This is a genomic window from Pseudomonas tremae (assembly GCF_001401155.1).
Classification (GTDB): domain Bacteria; phylum Pseudomonadota; class Gammaproteobacteria; order Pseudomonadales; family Pseudomonadaceae; genus Aquipseudomonas; species Aquipseudomonas tremae.
Genome location: NZ_LJRO01000022.1, coordinates 1 through 394 on the forward strand (window position 1 = coordinate 1; position 394 = coordinate 394).

The 394-nt window shown below is 58.6% G+C and carries 1 protein-coding gene and 1 pseudogene; both read left to right on the forward strand.

Annotated features, from left to right (window positions below):
* On the forward strand, positions 1-240 hold a 240-nt coding region (locus tag ALO43_RS00550), incomplete at its 5' end, for an ABC transporter permease subunit (RefSeq protein ID WP_157062257.1).
* Positions 237-394 (forward strand): annotated as a pseudogene (locus tag ALO43_RS28045) (ABC transporter permease); the annotation flags it as partial. The gene ALO43_RS00550 and the pseudogene ALO43_RS28045, both read left to right, overlap by 4 nt.

The following is a 394-nucleotide window of genomic DNA, read 5'->3' on the forward strand; positions in this document are numbered from 1 at the left end:
GTGGTGACGGTGCTGGCCATGGAACTGGGTTCGACTATCGCCTACGCCGTGGTAACCGAGAGCATTTTTGCCTGGTCCGGTGCCGGCAAGCTGATCCTCGACAGCATCAACATGCTTGATCGCCCGGTGGTGGTCGCTTACCTGATGGTGGTCGTGGTGATTTTCGTGGTGCTCAACCTGATCGTGGATGGCCTGTATTACCTGCTGGACCCACGCGTACGCATCGAGGCCTCCCGATGAATGTCATTGAAAAAGCCCCGATCGGCAGCACGCTGTTGCAGGCTCAATCGCCATGGCGGCGGGTGCTAACCGAGTTCTTCAGCTCACCGACTGCGGTGACAGGCCTGATGGTCCTTTTGGTCATTGTGCTGGTGGCTGTCCTGGCACCCTGGAT